The following is an 18,906-nucleotide window of genomic DNA, read 5'->3' on the forward strand; positions in this document are numbered from 1 at the left end:
AGCAGTTATGTTCCACCTGGTGCAAGTCACTTGCAATATATGAAACCAGGTTGACATGGCAGAGGCGGAGCCAACGGCGGCTACCGATCGAGAGCTTCAGACGACGGCGAACCAGATCCGGCGTTCCGTCGTCGAGATGCTGGCGCGCGCCGGCAGCGGACACAGCGCCGGGCCATTGGGCATGGCCGAGATCCTCACCGTCCTGTTCTTCCGGATCATGCGACACGATCCCGCCCGCCCTGACTGGAACGAGCGGGACGTGTTCTACCTCAGCAACGGGCACACCGCTCCCGTGCTGTACGCGACGATGGCGCACAGCGGCTACTTCCCACTCGCCGAGCTCGGCACGTTGCGCAGACTCGGCTCACGACTCCAGGGACACCCGGAGCGGCGGCTGCTTCCGGGCCTGGAGAGCACGAGCGGTCCGCTCGGCAGTGGCCTCTCCCAAGCGGCCGGATTCGCGTACGCCAGCCAGATCATCGACCGCGATCGCCGCCGATTCGTCTACGTCTGCATGGGCGACGGCGAGTTGAACGAGGGCAACATCTGGGAGGCGGCGATGTTCGCCGCCAAGTACCGGCTCGGTCGTCTCATCGGAATCGTCGACCGCAACTACATCCAAATCGACGGCTCGACCGAAGACGTCATGCCGCTCGACGATCTCGCGGCGAAGTGGCGGGCATTCGGCTGGCACGTGCAGGAGGTGGACGGGCACGACATCTCCGCTCTGACCGGGGCGATCCGGCATGCGCAGGCGGTGAGCCAGCAGCCGAGCGTCATCCTCGCGCACACCGTTCCGGGCAAGGGCGTCTCGTTCATGGAGTACGACTACACGTGGCACGGCAAGCCGCCGGCCCCCGATGAGGCGCAGGCGGCCCTCGATTCGATCGATGAGCTCGAGCGAGGGCTGTCGTCGTGACCCTCACGGAGCAGCCACCCATCACCGATCGACAGCCCCTCCGCGCCGGGTTCGGACGCGGACTGGTCGCCGCCGGGCACGCGGATCACCGAGTGGTCGCGCTGTGCGCGGACCTCACCGAGAGCACGATGATGACGGGCTTCGCGGATGCCTTTCCCGCCCGGTTCATCGAGGTCGGCGTCGCGGAGCAGAACCTCGTCACCGTCGCGAGCGGCATGGCGCATGCGGGAAAGATCCCCTTCGCGGCGAGCTACGCGGCGTTCAGCCCGGGTCGGAACTGGGAGCAGATCAAGACCACGGCTGCGCTCAACGACATGCCGGTGAAGATCGTCGGCGCGCACGCAGGCATCAATGTCGGACCCGACGGAGCGACCCATCAGATGCTCGAGGACATCGCGCTCATGCGGGTGATGCCGAACATGGTGGTCGTGGCGCCGGGCGACGCCACGGAAGCCGAGCAGGCGACCTTGGCCGTCGCACGGGATCCGCGCCCCGTGTACCTGCGCCTGGCGCGCGCGGCCACACCGCTCTTCCTCGACGCGGCCCCCTTCGTCATCGGCCAGGCGCGCCGCCTGCGCGACGGCAGCGACGTGACTCTCGCCGGCACGGGCACGCTCACGTACCAGCTGCTCGTCGCCGCCGACCGACTCGCCGAGCTTGGCATCGCCGCCGACCTCGTGCACTTCCCCACGATCAAACCGCTCGACGACGCCGCGCTCCTCGAGAGCGCCGCCCGCACGCGGCTCGTCGTCACCGCAGAAGAAGGCCAGAGAGCAGGCGGATTCGGCGGCGCAGTGACCGAAGTGCTCGCCGCGGAGCTGCCCACTCGAGTACTGCGCATCGGCATCGACGACCGCTACGGGGAGAGCGGCGAGCCCGACGAACTGCTCGCCCACTTCGGTCTCACCGGTGACCGGATTGCAGAACACGTCCACGAATACATCACTCGCGCGAAAGGCAGCAAATGACCGTCATCACGAGCCTGAGCCCCTATTCGGAGGAGCAGGTGAAGAGATTCGCCGGCACCGTCGACGTGGAGGTGCGCCTCGTCCCGGACCCACCCGACCCGAGCGCGGTCCGCGCGGCCATCGTCGGGGCGGACGTGATCATCGGTGATATCCGGGCAAAGCATCGCCTCGGCCGAGACGAGCTGGCGCTCGTCGGCCCATGCCGCCTCATCCAGCAGCCGGCCGTCGGCTTCGATTCGATCGACGCGGACGCCGCGGCCGAGTTCGGAATCCCGGTCGCCAATGCGGGCGGGTACAACTCGGACTCCGTCGCGGACTGGGTGCTGATGGCGATCCTCAACCTGCTGCGCAACGGCTCGGCGCGCGACCGCAGCATGCACGCGGGTGAGTGGTCGCGCCAGTTCGAGCGTGCGCACGAGCTGTCCGCAGTCACCGTCGGAATCGTCGGTGCCGGCAACATCGGGCGTGCCGTCGCGCGGCGACTGAACGGATTCGGGTCGACGGTGCTGTATTACGACCCCGTCGTCTCCGCGGCGCTGCCCGGTGCTGCATCCGTCTCACTCGATGAGTTGTTCAGCCGCTCCGACGTCGTCACCGTCCACGCACCACTGGCCGCCGGCACTTGGCATCTCGTGAACGCCGAGCGGCTTGCCCAGCTGCGGCCCGGCTCGCTCATCGTGAACGCGAGTCGCGGCCCGCTCGTCGACGAAGCCGCCCTCATCGAGGCGCTCCGCAGCGGACACCTCGGCGGCGCTGCGCTCGACGTGTTCGAAACGGAACCGCTCCCGGCCGGCTCGCCGCTGCGTTCCCTCGACAACGTCTTCGTCACACCGCATATCGCCGGCGACAGCATCGAATCGCGCCTGCGGCTCATCGACGTGGTCACCGACAACATCCAGCGCGTACTCGCCGGGCAGCCGCCCGAGCATGTGGTCAACCGCACGCAACTGAACACGAGAACAGAAGGGCGAAGCAGTGACGCTACGCGAACTTTGGCAAACTGACCGGCCGACGATCGGCGGCTGGTGCTCGATCCCGAGCGCCTTCAGCGCGGAGCTGATGGGACGGTTCGGCTTCGACTGGGTCTGCATCGACACGCAGCACGGTCTGATCGGCTACGAGCAGATGACGGGCATGCTCGAGGCGCTGAACATCACCCGCACCCCGGCGCTCGTGCGGGTGCCGTGGAATTCGCCCGACAACATCATGAAGGCGCTCGACGCAGGCGCACACGGCGTGATCGTGCCGATGATCAGCACGGCGGACGATGCCCGGGCCGCGGTCGGCGCCGTCAAGTACCCGCCGCTCGGCACGCGCAGCTGGGGTCCGATCCGGGCCTCCCTCGACTTCCCGGGCTACAGCGCCGAGACCGCGAACGCCGAGACGGCCGCGATCGTGATGATCGAGACCCGCGAGGGTGTCGAGAACCTTGAAGAGATCCTCAGCGTGCCGGGCGTCGACGCCGTCTATGTCGGCCCGATGGACCTCGCGCTGGCGCACGGCATCGAGCCCACCCTCAACGTCGTGAACGACGAGCACCTCGCGCTGATCGAGAAGATCCTCGAGGCGTGCCAGCGTCACGGCATCGTCGCCGGGATCCACTGCGACGGGATCAACACGATCGGCCGGTGGTGGGACCTCGGCTACCGCATGTGCACGCTCGCCTCCGACGCCGCACTGCTGCGGGCCGCCGCGACCGAGGCGCTCACAGCCGCGGACTCGCACCCGCTGCGCGGCGGAGTCGCGCGGGTTCCCGAACAGACGACGACTGCCGGGTACGCGTGATCCGCCGCGCTCCAGCACCTGCATGCAACGACCTCATAGAACGGACCACCAAATGAACCTCCCCGCCCGAGTCGGCGTCATCGGCACCGGCGCAGTGAGCCACCAGTACCTCCCCAACCTGCTGAACAGTCCGACGCTGACGGTCACCGCCGTCGCCGACATCGACGCGGATGCCGCGCGCAGGCTCGCCGACGAATACGGTGTCGAGGCCTGGACTCCCGAGCAGTTGCTCGCCAGCGACGAGATCGACATCGTTCTCAACCTCACGCCGATCAGGTTCCACGCGTCTGTCACGCGCAGTGCGCTCGAAGCAGGCAAGCACGTCTACTCGGAGAAATCGCTCGCGACCTCCGTCGCCGAAGGGCAGGAACTGCTCGACCTCGCTGAGTCGAGGGGGCTCGTCGTAGCCGGCGCACCGGACACGCTTCTCGGCACGAGCTTCCAGGCCGCACGCGCAGCGCTCGACAACGGCATCGTAGGCACGCCGCTGACCGCGGCCGCCGTGATGCTGCGGTTCAGGCATCCGCGCACCGTGTACTTCGAGAACTACAACGCCCTGTTCGACATGGCGCCGTACTACGTCAGCGCTCTTGCCACACTGTTCGGGCCGATCGCCACCGTCAGCGGGAGCGTCGCGCTCGACCCGGCCGAACCGGGCGACAAGCACGTCGCCCTGGGGTTCTCCAGCGTTCTCGACTTCGCGTCGGGACTCTCGGCAACGCTCACGATGAACTGGCGATCGGAGCACGAGCACGAGATCCCCGTGCTCGACGTCTACGGCAGCTCGGGCGTACTGCGCTTCGCGAACCCCAACAACTTCGGGGATCCGGCATTCGTGCGCACCCACGAGCAGCCGGAAGGCACCTGGGCCGAGCTGCCCGACAGCCGGCAGTCATCGGACCATGCCTTCAACCTGCGCGGTCTCGGCGTCAGCGACCTCGCTGCGGCGCTCGCCGCGGGGACACCGCCGCGCGCAAGCGGCCAGCTCGCCTGCCACGTCGTCGACGTGGTGTCCGCCGTGATCCGCTCCAGCGAAAGCGGCGAACGCGTCGCACTCACGACCACCTTTGACTCGCCGGCACCCCTCAGCGCCGACGACCGGAACAGCTACATCGAATCGGAACGGAGCAACGCATGAAGGTACAGCTCGGCTGCGGACAGATCACCTGGCGGCACTCGCCCGAGGACACGCAACCCGAAGAGGAGGTGCTGGGCGAGATCGCGAGCGCGGGATACGTGGGCGCCCCGTGGATGGATGCCGGCCGGTCCGCCGACGAGATCCGCAGCGCGTGGCAGCGGCACAACCTGGCGCCCGCGCCGGGCTATATGTGGGGCGACTTCTGGGACCCGTCGCAGCGCACCGCGCAGATCGAGCAGGCCAGGAGGAACGCCCAGCGCTCGCAGGAGCTCGGACTGACGGAGATCTACGTCGCCGCCGGCGGATTCGACGACAAGACCCGCACGGGAAGCACCCGTCGCGAGGTCGTCGCGCACAGCCAGCCCGATGACTCGCTCACCGACGAGCAGTACGAAGAACTGATCCGCACCTTGCAGGCTGTCGGTGAGGCAACGCTAGAATTCGGGGTCCGCGCCTGCTACCACAACCACGGCGGCACCTTCATCGAGCGGGAAGACGAGCTTCAGCGGCTGCTTGACGCCATCAGTCCCGAGGTGCTCTTCCTCGGCGTGGACACCGGTCACTTCGCGTGGGCCGGCGGAGACGTCGTCGACTTCGCCCGGCGGCACGGCGACCGCATCAAGACCATGCACCTGAAGGACGTCAACGCCGAGGTGCGCGCCAAGGGGGCCGCGGAAGGCTGGGACTACGCCACGTTCGAGGAGAACGGCATCTGGACGGAGGTGGGCAGCGGGTCGGTCGACTTCGCCGGCCTGTTCGGAGTGCTGTCCGAGCACGACTTCGACGGCTGGTTGATCGTCGAGACGGATGTCACGCAGCTGTCGAGTGCGGCGGAGAGCGCCAAGGTCAGCCGCGAGAACCTGCGCAGCCTGGGCATCTGAGGCGATCGCGGAGAAGGGACTGGGCATGCGAGCGCTGGCGATCACGACGGACGGCGAGGCGGTTCACCCCGGAGTGATCGAGCTGCCCGAGCCACGCCCGTCTGGCACCGATCTGGTCGTCGACGGATTGCTGCTGGGAGTCTGCGGGACCGACCGCAGCCTCATGACCGCCGGGACGGACCGGTTCCCCGATGGAGGGAACCGGCTCGTCCTCGGACATGAGAGCCTCGGCCGCGTCCGGCACGCTCCGCCCGGGTCGAGGTACTCGATCGGCGACCTCGTCGTCCCGGTCGTGCGCCGCCCCGACCCGGTCCCCTGTGCCGCGTGCGCCGCCGGCGACCTCGACCTGTGCGAGAACGGCCGCTTCATCGAGCGCGGCATCCGCGCCGGACACGGTTACGGCGCCGAGCAGTACCTTCTCGACGAGAACTTCGCCATCCCGGTAGGAAGCCTCGGACTGCTCGGGATCCTCATCGAGCCGGCCAGCATCGTGGCCAAGGCGTGGGAGCGGCTGGACCCGCTCGTGCGCAGGCCCGGCGGGCGGGCCCTGATCCTCGGGGCGGGCCCGATCGGCTTGCTCGCGGCACTGCTCGGCCGCAACCGCGGCTACGACGTGCACATCGTGGACCGCGTCTCGCACGGCCCCAAGGTGTCGCAGAGTCGCGCGCTCGGGGCGACGTACCACCGAGGGTCCGACGAGCTCGAAGGCCGCTTCGACGCCGTCGTCGAATGCAGCGGCGCATTCACCTCGTCGGTTCTCGACTTCATGGCGCCAGGCGCTGCCACGTGCTACATCGCGCACGAGCACGCGCCTGACACCCGGGCGGCCGCGCTCACGGCCGCAACCCTCAGCGAATCCCTCATGCGCGGCAACCGTGCCGTCGTCGGCGTCACCAGCTCGAGCCGCTCGCATTTCGACACGGCGCAGCGCGAACTCGAGCAGGCGCCCGGCGAGTGGCTGCGCGGACTCATCACCGACGTTGTTCCCCTCGAGCGCTTCGAGGATGCCTTCGGCTCGGGGCCCGACACGATCAAAGCAGTCATCACCCTCACCGACGAGCTCGGCGACGAACTGTACGAAAGAAGGTAACGCACCGTACCGCCAGCATTCTCGGTATTCGATCCACTTGTTCAATGGCGAGCAAGGCCCGTATAGGTGCGGGCCGGGAGGTATACTTATGTCTACTACGTCTTCGTCCGCGTTCACCCGCCGGACATTCATCGGCTTGGCCGGCGCAGCCGGTGTCGGACTACTGGCCGGTTGCACCCGCAATGGCGCAGGGTCGACCGGCGCCACACGTGCGCTCAAGTTCTGGAACATGCCATGGGGCAACCCCCAGTTCAACACTCTCGACAAGAAGATCACGCTCGACTACAAGCCGGCCAGCGGACTCGACTCGGCCCAGTATCAGGTCATCCAATGGGCTGACTGGACCACCGCGTTCCCGACTGCCCTCGCCTCCAACACCGGTCCGGCGGTGAGTTCGGGCGGCGGCACCATGGCGTTCCAGTTCGCCGCCGAAGGAAAGATCGCGTACGCGGACAACCTTCTCGACTCGTGGAAGAAGAATGGTCTCTACGACGACTTTCTACCCGGGTTGGTCGATACCATGAAGGTCGATAAAGGGTACGCGGCGGTACCGTACAACCTGGATATGCGGGTCATGTGGTACAACACCACACTGCTCGATAAGGCCGGCACGACGCCTCCCACTGATTGGGACAGCTACAAGGCGGCCTGCGCCGCACTGAAGAAGATCGGGGTGTACGGCTTCGGCCTCGGCGCCGCGTCGGGCAGCGGCGTCGGCTACCAGGTGCTCCTCAGCTTCATGATCAACAACGGCGGCGGCCTGTTCAACGCGGCGCACGAGCCCGACGTCCTCACCGACGCGAATACCGAGGCGATGCAGTTCGTCCTCGACTGCGTCAAGGCCGGCTACGTGGACCCGCACACTCCCAGCAGCACGAGTGCGAACGTGCTGTCTCAATGGCAGGCGCGCAAGTACGGGTTGGGCTTCGACACGGCGGGCCTCGCGAACAACGCGGGCGGCACCGTGGGCAAAGAACTCGTCGTCGGCAGCCCCCTGACTGGTCCCTCCGGCAAGAAGGGCGCCGTGTACTTCCCGAACAACATCATGATGTACACGCACACGCCGAGCCAGAAGTCGTCGGAGGCGTTCATGACCTACTACTACAAGCACATGGCGCCGCTCTGGACCGAGCACACCGGCATCGGTCTGCCGCCGCTCAAGTCGATCACGAACACTGCGGCCTTCCGTCAGGACGCCAACGCCGTGAAGGCGATCGAGGAATGGCAGCCGATCTCGAAGACGATGGCCGCTCCCGGGTCGGATTCGCTCTTCTATGAGGTGATCACCGTCGACGGCACGCCGATCATGAACACGTTCGCCCAATCGCTCTATGGCGGAAACACCACAGTGAAGGCGGTGCTCACGAAGCTTCAGAGCGACATCGAGAGCTCCATCAAGGCGCTCAAGCACTGAACTGAAGCACGAGCCGGGTCATCCGCAGCGGCACCTCGATTCGTACTCCCGCGTGGCCGCCCGCCGCAGGGGCGGCCACTACTCCCGCGGGAGTACGACACGAGGACCGCAGGCGGATGCCCCGTAGCCCGGCGCCCTCCTACGCTGGCGTCATGCCGGACTCCCGAGGCTCAGCGCTGCGCGTATGGGTCCCGGCCGTCGTCTCGCTGCTGGTGCAGGTGGCCACGACCGGCGCGGTGCTGCGCGGACACACCCAGCTGGGGCCGATCGGCGGCTTCGGGCGCCCCTGCTGCGATGTCGCGGTCGCGCCGGGAGCGGCATCACCGTCGACTCAAGCCGACTTGGGCCCCGCGGTCGCCGTGCTGCTCGGCCTGCTCGCCCTCGTCGGACCGGTGCTGCTCGTCGGCATGCGCCGACACCCGGCGCCGGTTCTCACGATCATCACCGCGGCAGCCCTCAGCGGCACCGTGCTGTGCGCGGTGCGCGGCACAGGCTCGCCGTTCTACATCTCGGTCCTCTTCGCGGGCGGCGCGGCTGTCTTCCAACGCAGGCGCGCCTGGGCCTGGGCGTGCGTCGCCGCCTACTGGCTGGGGTTCGCACTCTCCTACCTGTTCTCCGGCTCGGTGTTCGAGCTGGGCTGGCTCGTGCCGCTCACCCTGCTCAGCGTCGGATCGCTGCTCGGCCCCGAGTTCGGGCGCGGCAGACGCGAGGCGCGCATGCGAGCGATCCATGACGCTGAGGCCCGCCGCGCGAGCGAGGCCCAGGCCGAACGGGTGCGTATCGCGCGGGAGCTGCACGACGTGCTCGCACATTCGCTGAGCCAGATCAACGTGCAGGCATCCGTCGGTCTGCATCTGTTCGACAGCCGCCCTGACCAGGCCGAAGCCGCGCTCGCGAGCATCAAGGACACGAGCAAGCAGGCACTCGGTGATGTGCGACAGGTACTGGGCATGCTGCGGGGCGATGCGCCCCTGGCGCCCGAGCCGACCCTCGCGGGACTCGAGGACCTGGTGGCCGGTCTGCTTCTGCAGGGCATCGAGACGACGCTGCGCGTCGAGGTGGTGGATGCGTCCCGTCTGCCGGCCGCCGTGCAGCTGGCGGTGTACCGCATCGTCCAGGAGGCGCTCACGAACGTCAGCCGGCATGCGCAGGCGGCGCACGTTGCGGTCGCCGTCACCGAAAGTACCGGGCGCATGATCGTCAGCATCGTCGACGACGGCCGCGGCGTGCAGTCGCCGCCGGCGTCGGCGGGATTCGCGGGGGCGGGGGCAGTGGCGCCAGACCCGGCGACCACAACGGCCTCGAGCGGCGGCCGCGGCCTGCTGGGCATGCGCGAGCGCGCAGAGCTTCTCGGGGGCACGTTCTCGGCCGGCCCGCGCGCTGCGGGCGGCTTCGAGGTCGCCGCCGACCTTCCGCTGCGCGGTGCATCGTGATCCGCGTCGTGGTCGCCGACGACCAGTCTCTGATTCGCGCCGGGTTCCGCAGCCTGGTCGACTCCGAGCCCGATCTCGAGGTGGTCGGCGAGGCAGGGACCGGCCGCGAGGTGCTCGAGGTGGTGCGGAAGTTGCGGCCTGACGTGGTGCTGATGGACATCCGGATGCCTGATGGCGACGGCCTCTGGGCAACCGAGCAGATCGCGGCCGACCCGGCCCTCGCCTCCGTTCACGTCGTGATCGTCACGACCTTCGAACTCGACGAGTACGTCGCGCGTGCGCTGCGCGCGGGAGCGAGCGGATTCCTCGTGAAGGACACCGAGCCCGTCGATCTGCTGCGCGCCATCCGCGTCGCCGTCGCTGGCGAGGCGCTCCTGTCCCCCGGCGTCACCAAGCGGCTGCTCACGCGGTTCGCCAGCGCCGCCGCCGCGCCTCCGGACGCCTCGCGGCTGGCAGCGCTGACCGCGCGAGAGCGTGAGGTGCTGCGCCTCGTCGGGCGCGGGCTCAGCAACCAGGAGATCGGGACTGAGCTGTACCTCAGCCCGCTGACGGCCAAGACGCACGTGTCGCGGATCATGACGAAGCTCGACGCGCGCGACCGCGTGCAGCTCGTCGTCATCGCCTACGAAACGGGGCTCGTGCCGTGACGATCATCCGGCGGGAGTAGACGAGTTTCCTCCCGGGGGCAGATTCGGGCAGGCATCCGATTCGCGACGCTGAACAGGTCAGCGAAAGGACACCATCATGCACAACGGATTCGGCTTCTTCCCCTTCTTCCCCTTGTTCGTCATCGTTCCGTTCTTCTGGATCGCCGTGATCGTCGTGCTCGCGATCGTCTTCGGCCGTCGCCGACGCGCCATGTGGGGCCAGTGGCGTGAGAACGGCGCCACGAGCTCGGCCGAGCAGACCCTCGCGCAGCGCTACGCCAACGGCGACATCGACGAACAGGAATACCGTGCACGCCTGGAGGTGCTGCGCGCCAACCGCCCGTCGTTCGGCCCCGGCCCCCGGCTCTAACCCGAGACGCACCGACGTCGTCGTCGCCTGCCACGGCCTCACCCCGGTGAGTGCTGTGGCGCGGCGCGGCGCGGCGTTGCGCTGCCGGCTACTCGGTCTCGCCGCCGAGCGCGCGCCGGTAGAGCACCTGAACGTCGCGATCGATCGCGCCGATGTCGGCCCGGACCGCCTTGAACTCGGACGCCATCTCGGATCGCACCGCCGTGAACTCTGACGCCATCTCGGACCGCACCGCAGTGAACTCTGACGCCATCTCGAATCGGAACGCCTTGAACTCGGCTCGCATGGTGCGGGTGAACGACCTCGAGATCACTGTCATCACGCTGAGCAGCATCGATGCCATGAGCCCGATGGCCGCCCACACCTGCGCTTCGTTCATTGCCCGCACCTCTTCTGCGATCGTCCCTGTGCCCTCCAGGGTGTCATGCGGCCAAAGTCCGAGCACCAGAGCATTTATGCCCTGTTCATAAGCTGCCCCTCGAGGTCACCAGTCGTGCATCGACCCATCGAGAAGGCGGTTGACGGGCAGATAAGCGGCCTCGTACGGGTGTGCGGCCGCGGCTTCGTCGTCGTACTCGACACCGAGGCCCGGCGCATCCGCCGCGTCGAGCATGCCGTTCGCGAAGGTGAACGTCGTGCGGAACACCTCGTGGGTCGCCGGCGCGTGCCGCATGTACTCCTGGATGCCGAAGTTCGGGATCGCGAGCCCCAGGTGGATCGCGGCGGAAAGACCGACGGGCGAGACATCCGTCGGCCCGTGCGCGCCCGATTTGATCTGGTAGATGCTCGCGTAATCGAAGATGCGCCGCAGGCCCGTGATGCCGCCCGCATGCGTGACAGGGCTGCGCACGTAGTCGATCAGCTGCTCTTCGATGAGCGTCTTGTAGTCCCAGATCGTGTTGAACACCTCGCCGATCGCAAGCGGCGTCGTGGTGTGCTGGCGCACGAGTCGCAGCGCCTCCTGATTCTCGGCCGGCGTCACGTCCTCGAGCCAGAACAGGTCGTACGGCTCGAGCGACTTCCCCAGCTTCGCCGCCTGCATCGGCGTCATGCGGTGATGGCCGTCGTGAAGCAGCGGCAGCTCGGGGCCGAACTCGTTCCGCACCGCTTCGAAGACGCCGGGGATGTGACGCAGGTACGCGCGCGTGTCCCACGACTCCTCGACCGGAACGGCGTTGCGTCGCGCGGGCTCGTAGTCGTAACGAGCGTCAGTGCCGGCATCCGATCCGGTCCGCGCGTTGGCGGACGACGCGACCCCGTACACCGACGGCAGGCCCGGAATGCCCGTCTGCACGCGGATCGCCCGGTATCCCTCCTCGAGGTGCTCGTTGATGGAGTCGAACAGCTCGGGCAGCTCCGCGCCTGAGGCGTGGCCGTAGACGAGCAGGCCGTCGCGCGACCGGCCGCCGAGCAGTTGGTAGAGGGGCAGGCCCGCGGCCTTCGCCTTGATGTCCCACAGCGCAGTGTCGACGGCGGCGATCGACGCCATCGTCACCGGTCCGCGCCGCCAGTACGCACCCTTGTAGAGGTACTGCCAGGTGTCCTCGATGCGGTGAGCGTCGCGCCCGATGAGCAGCGGGACGACATGCTCACGCAGATACGCCGCCACAGCCAGCTCGCGGCCGTTGAGCGTCGCGTCGCCGAGGCCCGTCACACCGTCGTCGGTCGTGATGCGCAAGGTGACGAAGTTGCGGCCCGGGCTCGATATGAGCACCTCTGCTTTTTCAATGAACACGGACGGTGCCTCTCTCAGTCGACCCGGACAAGGTTCTTCTTGACGATCTCGTCGAACGCGGCGATCGTCGCCTCGCACGCCGCACCCGGCGACAGACCGGCCGCGGTGCGCGCGGCCATGATCGCCCGCTGCCGCTGCGCGAGCTTCTCGCGCCCCTGTCGTGCGATCTGATCGAGCCGGTGCGCGATGCGCGGATTCGCGAATCGAGGACGCAACGCGTCGATCGCGGCATCCGTCTCCGCATCGGCAAAGCCGAGCACGGGTCGCACCTCGTCCCACAGCTCTTCGACGGCCGCGCGCACTTCGGCGTCCGCGAACGCCTCATCGACCGTCTCGAACCCGCGCAGCAGACCCAGGTAGGTCAGTGTCGAGTGGGCGGCGTTCAGCAGCCACAGCTTGCGCCGCTCATACGGTGCGACGTCCTCGACGAACCGCACACCCACGGCGTCCCACGCCGGTCGGCCTGCGGGGAATCCCCCCGCGATCACCCACTCCGAGAACGGCTCGGTGACAACCGTCAGCGGGTCATCCGAATGCGGAGTGATGCGGTCGACCATCGTGGAGGGGAACGTCACGTTGTCGTCGATCCAGCCGGCGAGACCACGATCGGATGCCTCGGCCAGCCCCCGCAGCACGCCGCGCAGCACCTCGCCGTTGCCGGACAGGTTGTCGCAGCTCACGACCGCGAGCGGGCCGCCGCCCGACGTGCGCCGCGCCGCCAGCCCGTCCAGCAGGCGCCCGGGCGCCGGAGACGTCTCGGGGTCGTAGCCCGTCTCGGTCACTGTCACCGTGACGACCGCAAGCTCCGGGTCCGCGAAGGCGGCGGCGAAGGCATCCGTCTCGGTCCCCGCCGACGATGCCGCGACCGCGCGGATCGGCATGCTCGTATCGCCCTCGGCGGCCCGCTCGACCAGCGTGTACATGTTGCCGGCCGCAGTCAGTGCCTCGGGCAGCCCGCGCGAGCGGCCCGTGAACGCCGTGTAGGTCCACTCCTCGCCGCCCAGCTGGTTGGCCCGCTCGGTGTACCAGGCCTGGTGCGCGCGGAAGAATCCGCCGAGCCCGAGATGCGCGAGCCGCGTCATGCCTGCTCGGCGGGGCCGGCGCCGTCATCGTCGCCTGCGCCGCTCGCCACCCACTCGGCCCACATCAGAGCCCGCTCGTACGCTCCGCGCAGAAAAGCGAGGTCGTCGCTGAGGACCTTCTCGCGCGGTCGGTTGTCGTCGACGAAGTCCTCGAGGGTCACCCAGCCGTCGTAGCCGATGGCGACCAGGGCGCGGAACAGCCAGTCGAGGTCGGCCTGCCCCTCGTGCAGCGACGCCCAGTACGGAGCCCAGACGGTGCTGCCGTCGATGCCGAACTCGCCGTTCGGCCACCATCTCGCGTTCTTGACGTGAACGTGCGCGAGGTACTCGCCGAGGATCTGCAGCGCCGCACCGAGATCCTCGAAGCCCTCGTGCACGAGATTGCCGATGTCGTGGATCACGCCGATGCGCCGCGGGTCGAGGCCCTCGACCAGGCGATACGCGGCGGAGGCGCTCGAGACGATCGTGCCGTGATGCAGCTCGATGAGCACCTGCACGCCGTGCAGCTCAGCGCGCTCCACCGCCCACTCGAGGTCGGCGCGCGTGGCGGCGAACACCGCACGGTAATCGCCGACGGGCAGCTTCGGCAGCGTCACCCGAACACGACCGGCGCCGAGCGCTGCCGTCGCCGAGAGCATGCGCTCGACGTTGTCGTGATCCGCCGCCTGCGCGTAGCCGCCGACCGCCGAGAAATCGAGCCCGGCTTCGTTGGTGATGCGCAGGATCTCGGGCACGGATTCCTCGAGCCCGGTCAATGGCCAGGTCGCACGGTTCCCGGCCCAGAAGCCGGGGGTCTCGGCATCCGCCTGATCGGTGATGCGCCACTCCACGCCGTCCCAGCCCTGCGCTGCGAGTTCGCGCACCGCTTCCTCTGGCGACCACTCGGGGGTCGCAGCCGTAAAGACAGAAAAGCGCATCACGCCACCTCCGGTACCGACGCGTCGAAGATGACGTCGTCGTGCTCGCCGTTCAGAACCTCGTCGACACTCACCTCGCGGCCGAGCGCCGCCGACACGTACAGCGCTCGCACGACGGCGAGCGAGAGCAGCGCGTCGTCGACGCCCACACCGGGTGCCCGCCCGTCTCGGATCGCCGCGAGGATGTCGTCGTACTGACGCCGGTGCCCCTGAGCGAAGGCGTCGGGCGCGACCGCCGCGCCGGCCACGTGCTCGGCCCCGACCAGGTCGAGGGCGAGGTTGCGCGGGCCGACCCGCGTCGGGTCCGCGTGCGTGTCGCCGAGAACGGTCGGGTCGAGACCTTCGGCGGGCTCGGCGTAGAAGTACTCCAGCTGATCGCGGTCGATCTGCGCCGATCCCTTGGTGCCGTGCACGTTGATGCGCACCGAGAGCCCGGGGAACGCCGAGGTCGTCGTGTGCAGCACCGCGATCGCGCCGCCCTCGAAGCGGAGCGTCGCGGCGAGCGTGTCCTCGACCTCGATGTGCTCATGCGCCAGGGTTGCCGCGTACGCGAACACGGCGACCGGCCGCCCGAGGAACCACACCAGCAGGTCGACGGTGTGCACGCCCTGGTTCATCGTCGAGCCACCTCCGTCGAGGGCCCAGGTGCCGCGCCAATCGCCCGAGTCGTAGTACCCCTGGCTGCGCCACCACGCGACGCTCGCGACGGCACTGGTGAGCCGGCCGAAGTGCCCGCGATGCGCCGCATCCGCAACGACGACGGATGCCGGATCGAAGCGATGCTGGCTGATCACGCTCACCACCTGACCGCGGGTCGCCGCCTCACGCGCGGCGTCGCGCAGCGCGAGCGCCTTGCCGACTGTCGTGTCGAGCGGCTTCTCGATGACGACGTGAGCGCCAGCCGCAACCGCCTCGAGCGCGAGCGCGACATGCGTGCCGCTCGGCGTCGCGACGACGACGAGGTCGGGTACGGATGCCTCGAGCGCGGCGCCCAGCGAGTCGAATTGCGCGGGCGCCGACCAGTCCGTCTCTGCCGCGATCTGCGCGGCGATCACAGCGCGCGCGTCGGGATCGGGGTCGACGAGCACCGTCACAGCCGCGGCCCCCGTCGCGTGCAAGGCGCGCACGTGGTTCGCGGCGATCACCCCGTTGCCCACGAGCGCGGCTGTCAGGACGCCGGGCGCGGCGTCGTCCCCGTGCCGATCGTCGCCGAGTGCGTCATTCATGTGGTGGTGACTCCGATCCGGTCGAGCAGTCCATTGAGAGCGCGGGCGGCGCGGCCGAAGGCGGCCGGCCCGCTGAATCCGCCGAGCGCGAACCCTGCGGCGAGGTGCGGCTCGAGGCTCGCGTAGCCGTCGTACCCAGCGTCGCGCAGCGCGGTCAACGTCTCGAGCAGTTCACCGTCGCCTTCACCCGCCGGCACGACCTCCCCGGTCGCAGCGAGTGCGTCCTTCACCTGCAGATAGTCGACGTACGGCGAGAGCGAGCCCCACCCTTCCGTGAACGGCTTGACTCCGCACTGCACGTAGTTCGCGTTGTCCCACGCGAGCCGCAGGTAATCGCTGCCGACGGACTCGACGATGTCGAGCACCCGTGAAGGCACGTCGCCGTAGATGTCCTTCTCGTTCTCGTGCAGCAAGACGACGTCGTCCGCTTCGGCGAGCGCGGCGAGCGCTCGCATGCGGGCGAGCACGTCATCACGGATGTCCTCGGCCGTCTGCCCCGCGCCGCGGTAGAACGAGAAGACCCGCACATACGGAGCCTCGAGGCGGTGCGCCACGCGGATGACCCGGGCAAGCCTCTCGAGTTCGTGGTCGACGGGGAGGCTCACGTCGACCTTCCCGATCGGCGACGCGACGGCCGAGACGCCGAAGCCGGCGGAATGGATGGCCGCGGCCAAGGCATCCGTCTGCTCGTCCGTGAGGTCGACGACATTCACGCCCCACGCGCTGCGCACCTCGATGTGGCGCGCACCGAGCGCTTCGAGCACCGCGAGCTGGATGGCGGGATCGTCCGCGATCTCGTCGCCGAAGCCGGAAAGGGTCCAGGCTGCGACGTCGCTCACAACTGCCACGCTATGCAGTTGCACACTGTGGGGGCAAGCGCCCGACTCAACGTAGGCTCGCGAACATGCGGCGTGTGACGATCCTCGACGACTATCAGCGGGTGGCACTCGCGTCGGCAGACTGGTCGGCGGTGGGTGCGCGGTTCGACATCGACGTGGTCGCCGAACACCTCGATACGGATGCGCTGGCCTCGCGTCTCGCCCAGAGCGAGGTCGTCGTCGCAATGCGTGAGCGCGCTGCGTTCCCCGCCGAGCTGTTCGAGCAGCTCCCTGAGCTCAGGCTGCTCGTGACGACCGGAATGAAGAACGCCGCGATCGATCTCGACGCCGCGGCCGCGCACGGCGTCACCGTGTGCGGCACGGGTGGCGAGGGCAACGGTGTGGCCGAGCTGACGATCGGCATGATGATCGCGCTCACTCGGCACTTCGCCGAAGAGGACGCTGCGGTGCGGGCCGGCGGGTGGCAGCACACGATCGGGCCGGGCCTCGCGGGCCTGACCCTCGGTGTGCTCGGCCTCGGCAGGCTCGGCGGTCCCGTTGCCGACCTCGCGAATGCCCTCGGGATGCGGGTGATCGCCTGGGACCGCTCGATCACGCCCGCGCGCGCCGAGCGGCACGGGGCACGGATCGTGGACAGAGACGCACTGTTCCGGGAATCCGATCTGCTCACCCTGCACCTTCCTCTGACCGAATCGAGCCGCGGGCTCGTCGGAGCGCGTGAGCTCGCGATGATGAAGCCCACGGCGTACCTCATCAACTCGTCGCGGGGGCCGATCGTCGACGAGGCGGCACTGCTCGCAGCACTACGCGATGGGCGCCTCGCGGGAGCGGCCCTCGACGTGTACGACGCCGAGCCGCTACCGTCCGAGCATCCGCTGCGCACGGCGCCCAACACGCTGCTGCTGCCGCATCTCGGCTACGTCACGACCGACCAGTACGCGCGGTTCTACACCGACGCCGCGGAGGACATCGTCGCGTGGGCCGACGGCGCCCCCGTTCGCGTCGTCTGACCCGCGGGCTCCCCGCGAAGCGGGCCACACTGCTTGACTGCCGGTATGACCGTGCACCCCGACCGCCTCTTCCCCGCAGACCCTGCGACACGCGACGTCGCCCGGCGACTGTACGCCGAGGTCGCGACTGCACCGATCATCTCGCCGCACGGTCACGTCGACGCGCGCGTGCTGCTTGACGACGAGCCCTTCCCCGACCCCGCTGCCCTGTTCATCACGCCCGATCATTACGTCACCCGGCTGCTGCATTCCCTCGGCGTGCCCCTCGACCAGCTCGGGCTGGGCCCTGGCGCCGACACCGCGCGTCGGGACGGCCGCGCCATCTGGCGCCTGCTGTGCACCCACTGGGACGCGTTCCTCGGCACCCCGGTGCGGTTCTGGTTCGAGAGCGAGCTCGCCGAGGTCTTCGGGCTCGCCGAAGAGCCGAGCGAGGCATCCGCCGACCGGCTCTACGACGAGCTCAGCGCCCGACTCGCCGAGCCCGCGTTCCGTCCACGCGCCCTTTTCGAGCGCTTCAACATCGACGTGCTCGCCACGACCGACGACCCGGCCGATGATCTCGCCGCGCATCTCGCGCTGCGCGAGGATCAGAACTTCGCCGGCCGCGTGCTCCCGACGTTTCGGGCCGACCGCTACATGACACCGGGCACGGCCGCGTGGGCGCCCGCGCTCGACGCGCTGGCCGAGGCATCCGGCATCGACACGGGAAGCTACGCCGGGCTGCTCGACGCGCTGCGGAGTCGCCGCGCCTTCTTCCGCGCCGCGGGCGGTACCGCCACCGACACCGGCGTGCTGAGCGCCGACGCGACCCCACTCGCCGATGTCGAGGCCGAGCGGATTCACCTCGGTGCGCTCGCCGGCGAGATCAGCGAAGCGGATGCCGCCGCGTACCGCGCCAATCTGCTCTACCGCTTCGCGGAGATGTCGGTCGACGACGGCCTCGTCATGCAGCTGCACGCCGGCGTGCACCGGGGCACGCATCGCCCGACCCTCGAGCGATTCGGTCCCGACACCGGTCACGACCTGCCCGCGGTCGGCGCGTACACGCTGCCCCTCGCGCCGATCCTGAACGACTTCGGCACCGCGCCCGGCTTCCACCTCGTGCTGTTCACCGTCGACGAGACGCTGTTCGGCCGCGAGATCGCGCCTCTCGCGGGCTTCTACGCGAGCGTGTACGCGGGCGCTCCGTGGTGGTTCCTCGATACGCCGCTCGCGATCGGCCGGTACCGTGCTGCCGTCACCGACACGATCGGCTTCCGCAAGACCAGCGGATTCATCGACGACACCCGTGCGTTCTGTTCGATCCCGGCGCGCCATGACATGTCGCGGCGAACGGATGCGTCGTTCCTCGCATCCCTGGTGGTCACGCACCAGGTGAGCGAGGACGACGCGCTCGGCATCGCACGGCGCCTCGTGGGCGATCAGCCGCGCGAGGTGTTCAAGCTCTGAGTC

General features: G+C 68.9%; 19 protein-coding genes. 13 read left to right on the forward strand and 6 right to left on the reverse strand.

Annotated features, from left to right (window positions below; translation table 11 throughout):
• The first annotated feature begins 55 nt into the window (after positions 1-55).
• The 11 genes from ACFOYW_RS01335 (at position 56) to ACFOYW_RS01385 (ending at position 10,645) form a co-directional block, all read left to right on the forward strand.
• On the forward strand, positions 56-919 hold the full coding sequence (locus ACFOYW_RS01335) for a transketolase (protein WP_390226776.1): 864 nt from the start codon (positions 56-58) through the stop codon (positions 917-919).
• Positions 916-1,887 (forward strand): transketolase family protein, encoded by a 972-nt coding sequence (locus tag ACFOYW_RS01340; protein ID WP_390226777.1) that lies wholly within the window; start codon positions 916-918, stop codon positions 1,885-1,887. Before ACFOYW_RS01335 ends, ACFOYW_RS01340 begins: the two co-directional genes overlap by 4 nt.
• Positions 1,884-2,891, forward strand: a complete 1,008-nt coding sequence (locus tag ACFOYW_RS01345) for an NAD(P)-dependent oxidoreductase (protein WP_390226778.1) — start codon at positions 1,884-1,886, stop codon at positions 2,889-2,891. Before ACFOYW_RS01340 ends, ACFOYW_RS01345 begins: the two co-directional genes overlap by 4 nt.
• Positions 2,863-3,672 (forward strand): HpcH/HpaI aldolase family protein, encoded by an 810-nt coding sequence (locus ACFOYW_RS01350; RefSeq protein ID WP_390226779.1) that lies wholly within the window; start codon positions 2,863-2,865, stop codon positions 3,670-3,672. The genes ACFOYW_RS01345 and ACFOYW_RS01350 overlap by 29 nt, the downstream gene beginning before the upstream one ends.
• Positions 3,673-3,724: 52 nt before the next feature.
• Positions 3,725-4,810, forward strand: coding sequence for a Gfo/Idh/MocA family protein (locus tag ACFOYW_RS01355; RefSeq protein WP_390226780.1), 1,086 nt, complete (start codon positions 3,725-3,727; stop codon positions 4,808-4,810).
• On the forward strand, positions 4,807-5,691 hold the full coding sequence (locus ACFOYW_RS01360) for a sugar phosphate isomerase/epimerase family protein (protein WP_390226781.1): 885 nt from the start codon (positions 4,807-4,809) through the stop codon (positions 5,689-5,691). The genes ACFOYW_RS01355 and ACFOYW_RS01360 overlap by 4 nt, the downstream gene beginning before the upstream one ends.
• Positions 5,692-5,716: 25 nt before the next feature.
• Positions 5,717-6,781 (forward strand): alcohol dehydrogenase catalytic domain-containing protein, encoded by a 1,065-nt coding sequence (locus ACFOYW_RS01365; protein WP_390226782.1) that lies wholly within the window; start codon positions 5,717-5,719, stop codon positions 6,779-6,781.
• 88 nt (positions 6,782-6,869) lie between these two features.
• A complete protein-coding gene (locus ACFOYW_RS01370) occupies positions 6,870-8,195 on the forward strand; it encodes an ABC transporter substrate-binding protein (protein ID WP_390226783.1) in 1,326 nt (441 codons plus the stop codon).
• Positions 8,196-8,347: 152 nt separating this feature from the next.
• Complete coding sequence (locus tag ACFOYW_RS01375) at positions 8,348-9,628, forward strand: sensor histidine kinase (protein ID WP_390226784.1); 1,281 nt, start codon at positions 8,348-8,350, stop codon at positions 9,626-9,628.
• A complete protein-coding gene (locus ACFOYW_RS01380; RefSeq protein ID WP_390226785.1) occupies positions 9,625-10,275 on the forward strand; it encodes a response regulator in 651 nt (216 codons plus the stop codon). The genes ACFOYW_RS01375 and ACFOYW_RS01380 overlap by 4 nt, the downstream gene beginning before the upstream one ends.
• Positions 10,276-10,372: 97 nt before the next feature.
• The gene (locus tag ACFOYW_RS01385) at positions 10,373-10,645 is read left to right on the forward strand and encodes an SHOCT domain-containing protein (protein WP_390226786.1); all 273 of its coding nucleotides are present in this window, start codon (positions 10,373-10,375) and stop codon (positions 10,643-10,645) included.
• Between the two features lie 88 nt (positions 10,646-10,733).
• Here the strand turns inward: ACFOYW_RS01385 and ACFOYW_RS01390 are convergent, their stop codons facing one another.
• The 6 genes from ACFOYW_RS01390 to ACFOYW_RS01415 all read right to left on the reverse strand — a co-directional run bounded on the left by ACFOYW_RS01390 (position 10,734) and on the right by ACFOYW_RS01415 (position 16,444).
• Positions 10,734-11,024: a hypothetical protein gene (locus tag ACFOYW_RS01390; RefSeq protein ID WP_390226787.1), complete on the reverse strand. Its 291-nt coding sequence runs from the start codon at positions 11,022-11,024 to the stop codon at positions 10,734-10,736.
• A gap of 105 nt (positions 11,025-11,129) precedes the next feature.
• A complete protein-coding gene (manD, locus tag ACFOYW_RS01395) occupies positions 11,130-12,380 on the reverse strand; it encodes a D-mannonate dehydratase ManD (protein ID WP_390226788.1) in 1,251 nt (416 codons plus the stop codon).
• Between the two features lie 14 nt (positions 12,381-12,394).
• On the reverse strand, positions 12,395-13,462 hold the full coding sequence (locus ACFOYW_RS01400) for a mannitol dehydrogenase family protein (protein ID WP_390226789.1): 1,068 nt from the start codon (positions 13,460-13,462) through the stop codon (positions 12,395-12,397).
• The gene (locus tag ACFOYW_RS01405; RefSeq protein WP_390226790.1) at positions 13,459-14,379 is read right to left on the reverse strand and encodes a sugar phosphate isomerase/epimerase family protein; all 921 of its coding nucleotides are present in this window, start codon (positions 14,377-14,379) and stop codon (positions 13,459-13,461) included. Before ACFOYW_RS01405 ends, ACFOYW_RS01400 begins: the two co-directional genes overlap by 4 nt.
• Positions 14,379-15,605: a Gfo/Idh/MocA family protein gene (locus tag ACFOYW_RS01410; RefSeq protein ID WP_390226791.1), complete on the reverse strand. Its 1,227-nt coding sequence runs from the start codon at positions 15,603-15,605 to the stop codon at positions 14,379-14,381. The genes ACFOYW_RS01405 and ACFOYW_RS01410 overlap by 1 nt, the downstream gene beginning before the upstream one ends.
• Complete coding sequence (locus ACFOYW_RS01415) at positions 15,602-16,444, reverse strand: sugar phosphate isomerase/epimerase family protein (protein WP_390226792.1); 843 nt, start codon at positions 16,442-16,444, stop codon at positions 15,602-15,604. Before ACFOYW_RS01415 ends, ACFOYW_RS01410 begins: the two co-directional genes overlap by 4 nt.
• Positions 16,445-16,509: 65 nt before the next feature.
• On the opposite strand from ACFOYW_RS01415, the gene ACFOYW_RS01420 reads away from it, so the two are divergent.
• A complete protein-coding gene (locus tag ACFOYW_RS01420; RefSeq protein WP_390226793.1) occupies positions 16,510-17,454 on the forward strand; it encodes a D-2-hydroxyacid dehydrogenase family protein in 945 nt (314 codons plus the stop codon).
• A 45-nt stretch (positions 17,455-17,499) separates the two neighbouring features.
• Positions 17,500-18,903 (forward strand): glucuronate isomerase, encoded by a 1,404-nt coding sequence (uxaC, locus tag ACFOYW_RS01425; protein WP_390226794.1) that lies wholly within the window; start codon positions 17,500-17,502, stop codon positions 18,901-18,903.
• Positions 18,904-18,906: the final 3 nt, after the last annotated feature.

The organism is Gryllotalpicola reticulitermitis (assembly GCF_042651345.1).
Classification (GTDB): domain Bacteria; phylum Actinomycetota; class Actinomycetes; order Actinomycetales; family Microbacteriaceae; genus Gryllotalpicola; species Gryllotalpicola reticulitermitis.